Consider the following 8,568-nt stretch of genomic DNA (forward strand, 5'->3'; position numbering starts at 1 on the left):
GCTCCGTGAAACCTCTTGTGACGCAGTGGTTAACCGGCCGACGCGGCGTTGGCCGCTTCAGTCGCTGCGTAGGAATTCGCGCTGGTGTTCAACGTGGCGACAAAAGCCTGGTGGATGGCCTCGGCCTGCGCGCTGATCGACTGGTACATGCTGGCGTGCGCGGCGAACTGGGCCGCGGTCAGCGCCGAAACCTCGTCCGCTGCAGCCGGGACCACACCGGTGGTCGGAGTTGCCGCGGCGGCGTTCTGGGCGCTCAGCGCCGAGCCGATGGCGGCCAGGTTGCCCGCGGCGGCGGTAAGCGCCTCGGGTTGAGTGTTCACAAATGTCATGGGGCCCTCCTCCAAGGGTGCCGGTCCGGTGAACGACCGACGATCACCGGGCGCGTCGAGCGTGTACCCGGTGACAACGGTAAACCGTCAAACCGGAGCGGGCCCGACACAACGTGATTTTAGAAAGCAGAAACGGAGCCGAAGCCGGATCGGAACGAAACATTCGCCGATCTCCGGCGATAGGCACAATCACCGGGAAACAAGTCTCGTCGTCACCTCCTCGCGCCACCGCGCACCGATGGGGGCTGGGGTGAAGTACCGCCCCCTACCTGCGCAATGGTGGCACCGGTATCAGCGAGCGTCAACCCGGGCGCGCGGTCGCGGCACTGTGAATCGGCTGCCGGGAAGCTGTCGGGTCAGGACGATTTCTTCTCGGCCACCGCCGCGCTGAGACCTTCGGCAAGATCCTCGCGGGTCAATTCCTTGAATTTGTGCAACCATTCGTCGCTGAATTCGGTGACGTCGCCCGATAGCACCGCGTCGAGTTCGGAGTCGTCGAGCCGGAAGCTACGGTGGTCGCGCGCCTTCTCCACCACGTTGCGGACGAATCCCGCGTTGCCCAGTACGTCGATGCCGCGGATCAGATCGCCGTCTTCGGAGTAGTTCTCGTCGTTGTAGAACTTGTTGTAGGACGGCAGCAGCCCCTCGACCGCTTCGTCGCTGACCACGTCCTCGTTCTCCGCGCCCATCATCTTGGTCAGTTCCAACAGCTCCGGCGGGGTATAGCTGTAGAACTCGATCACGGTCGAGAACCGCCGCCGCAGGCCCTGATTCACCTCGAGCATCTTGTCCATGGCGTTGGCGTAGCCGGCACCGAACACCACCAGCTCGTCACGGTGGTTCTCCATGTAGAGCAGCAGCGTGTTGATGATCGCGTTGCCGTAGGCGTCGCCCTGGCTGTAGCCGCGCTCATGCAGCGTGTGCATCTCGTCGAAGAACACCGCGCCGCCGAGCGCGCCCTCGAGCAGTTCCTCGGTGTTCTTCTCCGCGTCGGCCATGTAGCGGCCCAGCAGCTTGGAACGGTTGGTCTCGACCACCAGCGGTTTGCGCAGCACCGTCAGGCCGCACAACTGCTTGGTGAAAGCGCGCGCCACCGACGTCTTGCCGGTGCCGGGCGGGCCGAGCAACAAGGTGTGCCGAGAAGTGACCGGAACCGGCAGACCCATCTTGGCGCGCGCCAGGTTCACCTTGGTGGTCGCCTTGATCAGCTTGATCTCCCGCTTGGCCTGCTCCATGCCGAGCATGGCGGCCAGCTCCGCGTCGCCTTCGGCCAGGTATCTGGCGGCCTCCTCGGCATGCCGGTGCGCTTCGGCCTGCTCCCGGGTCGGGGCGCTGTCGGGGTCCCACGGATCCGTGCGGGCCTCGATGGTTTCGGGGTCGGTCAGAATCAGCCGGTAGTCGGGGTTGTCCAGTGCCTCGCGGGCCGGCGCGAACTTCGCGTCGCGGGAATACACCCGGCGCAGCAACTCGGCGGCTTCGTCCTCGCGGCCCAGGTGACGCATGCACATGCCCTGGGTGTAGAGCGCGACGTTGGTGGCGCCGGGCACCCGGTCGCCCTCGATGGCCTCCTGCGCCCGCCGCGTCGCCTCCTCGAAGACCCCCAGCGAAGCCAGCGCGGTGGTGGCCATCGCCGCGGCCGCGGCCTTGAGTTCCGGCTGGCGCCACGGGGCCGCCGCCGGGAACTGCTTCAGCACGTCCGGCCAGCGCCCGGTCCGGAAGTACAGCAGGCCGCGCACGTAGCTGACCAGCTCCGTCTCAAAGGGGTTTCGCGGCTCGACGCCGTCGAGCAGCTTCGCCGCCTCCTCGTAACGCTTGGCTTCCGCCAGGGCGGCGGCATAAGCGGCGGCCAGCGATTCCACACTGGTGACCCGCAGCCGCAGGAACATCCCGTCGGAGACCTCGGGATGGAATTCCAAGTCGGACAAGCCAAGTCGCCGGGTCTCCCAACCGAAGGTGCGGACCGTCGTCCAGGCGTTGGCCAACACTTCGAGGTCGGAGTCACCGGCCAGCACCCGGGCCAGCCAGGCGTCGCACATGCTCGGGTCGATCGTGGAGGCGGTGGTGAACATCTGCAGCGCGACCTGCGGGTTGTGGCTGGGCTGCAACCCGTTGACCGAGATTCCGGAGGCCAGCATCCCGGCGACCATCGCGTTGCGCGCGTCGTGCGTGGCGGATTGGGGTCCGGTCACGGCCGCGTCCCGGGTGACGGAGTCTCGTACTCCGGCACGGCGTCGACAGACACCGCCAGGTGTTCGCCATCCTGCAGGTCCCGGCTGGGCACCGCCATCCGGGGTTGCGCCGTAGGCGCCGGGAGGCTGGCGCACACCGCCTCCAGCTGACGCCGGCCCACGAACCGGTTCAGCGCGGCCCGCACGTGTCGGCCCAGCCGGCCGGTGCTGTGGTAGCGCACCAGCACCGAGACAGCGTTCGTCCGGCCGCCCCCGGGGGCGAGCCGCACCGTGACCACCGTCGCATCGGTCTCCGGATACCACAGGTGTTCCAGGTTCTCGACGGAGATGTCGGCCGGCGACACCCAAAAGGTGGTGACGTGGCCTTCCGGCGGGGCCCGGAATAGCCGGTGCCGAAGCTGTCCGGGCTCCAGACCCGCCAGGACGGCGTCGTCGACGGCCTCGAACTCGTCGGCGCGCAGCGCCCGCGCGATGATCTGGCGCCCGTCGATCTCCTCGGCCAGCCGCTCGGTCGCCGCGGCCAGCGTGGCGGCCAGCGAGTCGCGCGCCGCCACCGCGTTGACGTTGTGCTGGGGGTCCATCCGCAGCACCAGCCAGGTCTGCCGGTGATCCGGCATCGACGGCGTGTCGTCGAAGTCGACCTCCTCGGCATCGGCGGGGGCACTGCGGGTACCGACGGTGACGATGTCGATGCTGTCCAGCCGCACGTCGAACTGCCGCAGCCCGGCGGCGAGGCGCTCCAATGGCAGGGACACCGGCTCCGAGCCGCGCCGGTGGCGGCCGGTCGCCTGCACCGCTCGCCCGCCCACGGAGATCACCGTCACCAGTCGGCCCTGGTGTTCGCGCATACCGATCGGCTCACGGCCGAAGCGGCGGTGATGATCGACCGCGCGAGTCCGCCCCTGGCTCAGTGTGGTCGCCGGGTCGGCGAACTGGTCGCCCAGCCAGGCCGCCCACATCGTGCTGACCGGCACCCGCCGGTAGGTGACCAGCGCGATGAGCGCGACCAGCACCGCAATGCCGACACCGGACCACCATGCGTAGGTGGCGGCTTTCGCGTCGCCGGGCCAGCGGCCGGCGAGAACCAGGATCCCCATGTCGATCAGAAAGACCGTGGTCACCCGCATCCACGACAGATTCAAACCTACTGCGTGCTGTGCCTTCATCGATTCCTACGCGATCGTCGCAATGCTGCCACTCCCAGTGCCACACCGGCTGCCGCCACCGCCGCCAACAGCCCGGCGCCGGCGACCCAGGCCGGGGTCATGTCGCGTTCCGGCGGCATCGGCGGCACCTGCAGGGGCGCCGACAGCCGTTCCGGCGGTTGAGCCGGACCGCCGGGGACATCCCAAGTCAGGGCCGCCACCGGGTCGACGATGCCGTAGCCGACCACATTGTCGACCCCGCGCGCCGGCGGCCGAGCCGTACGAATCAGCCGGTTGATCACCTGATGCGACGACAGTTCCGGGTACTTGGCCCGCACCAGGGCCGCCACCCCGGACACGATCGCCGTCGAGAAGCTGGTGCCCGACGGAACCAACAGGGAGTTCTCCGGTCCGTCGACGGCGTTCATCAGTCCGTCGTCGCGCGGTGAGAGACCTTCGATGTCGGTGCCCGGGGCGGCGAGCGACACCCAGGGGCCGACCACACTCGACTTGACCAGCGGCGCACCCGCCGAGTCCACCGCGCCGACGGTCAACACGTACTCGTCGTACCACGCCGGCGTCACCACGGTGTTGACCCCGTTCCAGTCGCGCGGGTCGTCGGGACGCATCGCGTTGTAGGTCGGGTTCTGTTTGCAGTCCCGCCAACTCGTGTCGCCGGCGGCGGCGACGATCACCGCGTTCTTCTCGACTGCGGCATAGCGCACCGCCGCGCCCAGATCGGCTTGATCGAGCATGTTCCGCACGTTCATGCAGATGGCCTGGGAGATGTTGATGACCTGTGCGCCCATGTTGGCGGCATGGACGATCGCCCGCGCCATGGTGCGTATCCCGTCGTTCTTCTCCCGCAACTGCGGGTCCTGGCCGTCACCGAACGGCTCCTTGGGGCCGAAGGCCGCGCTGTACTGGCGGATCGAGATCAGCTGAACATCGGGAGCGATCCCGCTGAACGCATCCGGTGCCGCCCCCGGCGGTGGCGGTGCGCTCGGTGCGCGGAAGTCGACCGGCGCCATCCGCGCCCGCCCGGAGAACCCGCCCGGGCGTGCCGCACCGGCGGATGCGCCATCGGTGGTGTAGGCCGCCGCGTTGTTGCCCGGACCGGGCGCCGGGCCCGGCGCCGGACCGGGGGCCGGACCTGGGGCAGGCGCGGGCGCGGGTGCAGGGGCCGGCGCCGGGGCGGCCGGGCCGTTGTTCGAACCGTTGGACGGTTCCCCGCCTTCGACTGGTGGCGGCGGAGGCGGCGGCGCCGGCGGTGGCGGCATCACCACGATGGTCGTCTGCGGCGCCGGTGTCGGCGGCGGAGGTTCATTGGTGGGAACCGACGGGGGCCGGCGGGTCTGGCGCGGCGGCGGCAGCGGAGTCACACCGTTGTCGGGTACCGCGCCGATCAGCGATGCCACCAGGGTTCCGTGCGCATCGCAGTCCGACAGCCCGTCGCCGCCGGCCATCACGTAGTCGCCACCGCCGATCAGGTTCGGCATCCGCGGGTGCGGGGTCACGCCGGTGTCGATGACCGCGACGCTCACACCGGCCCCCCGGCTGAATTTCCACGCCTCGGCCAGGTTGAGCATGTCCATGTAGGCCGGCTGCACCCGGAAGTCGGTGTTCGGCAGGACACCCACCTCGGTGCAGTACGAGGTCTGTCGCATCGTCTGCGGTGGACCGGGCGTGCCGTCGGGCGGCAGCGCGCCCGGATCGACTACCGGGGGATCGATCGCGCCGGCGACCGGCATACCGGCCAGCGAGCCACTCGCCATCATGATCATCGCGGCGCCGGCGGCCGCGGTGCGCTGCAGCCGACGCCCGCCTCTACCGGTACCGGATTGCTTCATAGGTATTCATCAACCACAGCGCCAGCGGGAACAACGGCATCAGGCACAGGTACTCGATCCACTCGACGAACTTGCGGAACAGCGGGCTGTAGATGGTGTTGGGCACGATCACCGCGGACAGCAGCCCGAACATCGGGATCAGCGCCAGCAACGCCGCGCCGACCACCAGCGTCGTCGGCGTCCACTGCACCACGACGAAACGCACCACCACCGCGGCGACGATCACCAGACCGGTCAGTGTCACGGTGACCGCCTGCCAGCGATCCCGGAACGAACGGCCGCGCAGAACCAGGAACCCGGCCGTCAGTCCGGCCAGCAGCACCGGCAGCCACGACCGGTCCGAGTGCGGGTCGGCCAGACCGGTGACGCACACCGCGATCAGCACGCCCAGCCCGGACAACAGCCCGGTCAAAAACGATCGGGCCCGTTCGGCGCGCAGCACCACCTCGCGCACCGACTCCGGTCCCTCCAGGGAGGCCGGGGCACCGGGCGTGGTCACCACCGTGGTGGGCAGGTCGGGGCGCGCCTCGAACACCCACCGGCTGGTCGCCGACGGGAACACCGGCAACCGGAGGCCGGCCAGCCACCGCGACAATGACGGCGACCACTGATACGCCAGCACACAGGCCAGGTAGACGCAGGCCATCAAGGTCACCGCGCCGGTCAGGAACACCATCCGCAGTACGCCGGCGAACGTCACCGCCGCGCTGATGACGGCGACGGCGCTGTAAGCCGCCAACTGCCGTCCGGTGAGCCGGATGACCGACAGCGCACCGATGCCGGCGACGCCGAAGCCCAGTGCCGCCTGCGCGGCGCCCACCTCGCCCGGTACCGCGGCCGCGGCAGCCACCGTCAGCGGCACCAGCCCGGTGGCCAGCAGGATGTCGCCGACCCGCCGGTCGGAGGCATTGCGGGCCTGAAGCAGGACCAGCGCGGCGGCGATCAGCACGAGCAGAGCCATCCCGGCGCTGAAACCGGCTGCCAGCCAGTCGTCGTGCTGGTAGCGCCAGGCGGCGAGCAGTGCGGTCGCCAGCAGGACACCGGCCGACAGGGTCGAGACCCCGACCCGCACGGCGGTCGCCGCGTCGACCGGAGCGAACTGCTTGGCGAGGTTCACCGAGACCGCGGTGGAGATGTGTTCGATGACCGGCGCCCGCCGCTCCCGGTCCTCGATGAACCGCAGCCACAGCCGGTCACCGTCGTACACGTCCTGGTCGGTCAGCGACTGGTTCGGTCGCAGCGCGGTGCCGTCGACCAGGCACAGCACCCAGCGACCGCGACCCTCGGCCTGTAGGGTCGGCTCGTCGAGCTCGGCAAGTCGGCCGTTGATCACCTTCAGCAACGGGTCCAGCATCACCGACACCGGCGCGTCGGCGTCCAGCAGCGTCCCGATCTGGACACCATCACCGGCCATGACTCCGACCACCACGGACCGGGGCGCCGACGGTGCGACTTCCCCGCCCGGCTGCGCAGACTCGATCGCCGTCGTCATGATCGCACCACCTCGACGAATGCTGACCCCAAAGAACCCATAGCTGCCGCCTCGCAATTTGTCATTTCAAAAGCCCGTCCAATTCTAAAGGCAACGCATGCTATTCGCACGATTCGCGTTTACCGGCAATTTTTCCGGTGCGTCACACAACATTTCGGTGCCGCGACGACTCCGATGGGGCCGCTAAACCCTCCGATGGGTTTTCCAGGCACCGTAGGGCAGCGTGTCCAGGACGGTTTTGACACCCACCTGGACCAGCTGCGGGGTGGCCGGGCAGATCGCCAGCCACGCTTCGCCTGAGCCTGCGGTGCGCGCCTGCTGATACAGCGCGATCCGGCCGCCGGAGCCGTCTTTGAGCGACAACACCGAGGCACTGGGGCCCTTGGCGTCGTCGCGGTATTGCCGCGCATATACCGCGGCCTCCGCGGCCGGTTCCGACAGCGCCTGGCCCAGCGCGGCGACGGTGGCCGCACTGATGCCCATCCGGCGCAGGTCTCCCCCGGTGAAGATGTTGAAGCCGGAGTCCTGCCAGCTCTGGGTCGCCTCCAGCATCTCCTCCATCGGCACGTTGACCGCGGTGATCTGCGCCGGATCGGCGTGGTGGATGGACTCCATGCCGTCGATCACCAGTGCGGCGATAGAGGCGGCATCGGTGACCGAGACGTCGTCGACGGTGATGTCGGTGCCGACCCGCACCGCCGACACCCAGTGTTCGCCGCGTCGCGCCAGCAGCACCCGGAACTCGTTGTCCGGAATGTCACGGGTCCCGGGCGGCTGGTCATCGTCGTCGATGACCCCGTAGCGCAACTTGCCCAGCGACAGCAGGGCGACCACCTCGAGGTCGGGCGCGGCCAGCACCCGCATCCGGGCCGCCACCACCTCGTTGACCTCGTCCTCGACGACGATGCCCTGCTCACGCATCACCGCCATGCCGGGATGCTCCGAGAGCCAGTCGTTCGAGTCGGTGGAAACGTAAGGTCGGCAACGCAACTCGGGCGCGACGTGGCGGATGTCCAGCAGCGCCTGCAACATCCAGAAACCCTCGACGTTGACGGTGATGTCGGTGCGGGTGCTCGGGTCCATCACTACCCTCCTCTACCTTGCCGATGTACTTGGCTATTGGATCACGCAGCGGCACGGCGATGTCTGCCACTATCCCACCCATTGCAGCACGCGGCAGCACACCGATGGGTGGTGTGCTGCCGCGCTGCGTACTACGGGTCGGTCAGGCCCAGCTGGAGCCGACGGAAGCGTCGGTGTTGGCCATGTTGTTGCCGGCGGTCTGCACCTTCTGACCGTGGGCGTTGGCCTGCTCGTAGATGACCGCGAAGTTGCGGCCCAACTGCGCCACGAACTCCTGGCAGGCCACCGAACCCGCGCCACCCCAGAAATCCCCGGCAGCCAGCACGTCATGCACGATCGCCTGGTGCTCGGCCTCCAACGACGCCGCCTGGGCACGAATCAACGCACCGTGGGCGTTGACGTCACCGAACTGGTAATTGATCGACATAGTTGCTCCTTCTAGCTCGACAGGATCTGCTGAGAAGCAGCTTCCTGCTGCTC

The 8,568-nt window shown here is 68.7% G+C and carries 7 protein-coding genes; all 7 read right to left on the reverse strand.

The genetic code is table 11. The features are described from left to right. Positions 1–29: 29 nt before the first annotated feature. The 7 genes from AC5Y31_RS21700 to AC5Y31_RS21730 all read right to left on the reverse strand — a co-directional run bounded on the left by AC5Y31_RS21700 (position 30) and on the right by AC5Y31_RS21730 (position 8,515). The gene (locus tag AC5Y31_RS21700; RefSeq protein ID WP_064854942.1) at positions 30–329 is read right to left on the reverse strand and encodes a PE family protein; all 300 of its coding nucleotides are present in this window, start codon (positions 327–329) and stop codon (positions 30–32) included. Positions 330–685: 356 nt separating this feature from the next. Beyond that, positions 686–2,518: a type VII secretion AAA-ATPase EccA gene (gene eccA / locus AC5Y31_RS21705; protein ID WP_065025881.1), complete on the reverse strand. Its 1,833-nt coding sequence runs from the start codon at positions 2,516–2,518 to the stop codon at positions 686–688. Then, positions 2,515–3,684, reverse strand: a complete 1,170-nt coding sequence (gene eccE / locus AC5Y31_RS21710) for a type VII secretion protein EccE (RefSeq protein WP_301635895.1) — start codon at positions 3,682–3,684, stop codon at positions 2,515–2,517. Before eccE ends, eccA begins: the two co-directional genes overlap by 4 nt. After that, positions 3,681–5,513: a S8 family serine peptidase gene (locus tag AC5Y31_RS21715; protein WP_499982951.1), complete on the reverse strand. Its 1,833-nt coding sequence runs from the start codon at positions 5,511–5,513 to the stop codon at positions 3,681–3,683. The genes eccE and AC5Y31_RS21715 overlap by 4 nt, the downstream gene beginning before the upstream one ends. After that, positions 5,491–7,005: a type VII secretion integral membrane protein EccD gene (gene eccD, locus AC5Y31_RS21720; RefSeq protein ID WP_499982953.1), complete on the reverse strand. Its 1,515-nt coding sequence runs from the start codon at positions 7,003–7,005 to the stop codon at positions 5,491–5,493. The genes AC5Y31_RS21715 and eccD overlap by 23 nt, the downstream gene beginning before the upstream one ends. Positions 7,006–7,188: 183 nt before the next feature. Then, the gene (locus AC5Y31_RS21725; RefSeq protein ID WP_065025885.1) at positions 7,189–8,088 is read right to left on the reverse strand and encodes an ESX secretion-associated protein EspG; all 900 of its coding nucleotides are present in this window, start codon (positions 8,086–8,088) and stop codon (positions 7,189–7,191) included. A gap of 142 nt (positions 8,089–8,230) precedes the next feature. Further along, entirely contained in the window at positions 8,231–8,515 is a 285-nt protein-coding gene (locus AC5Y31_RS21730; RefSeq protein WP_013827941.1) for a WXG100 family type VII secretion target, read from the reverse strand. Positions 8,516–8,568: the final 53 nt, after the last annotated feature.

This window comes from Mycobacterium sp. NGS18 (genome assembly GCF_059813185.1).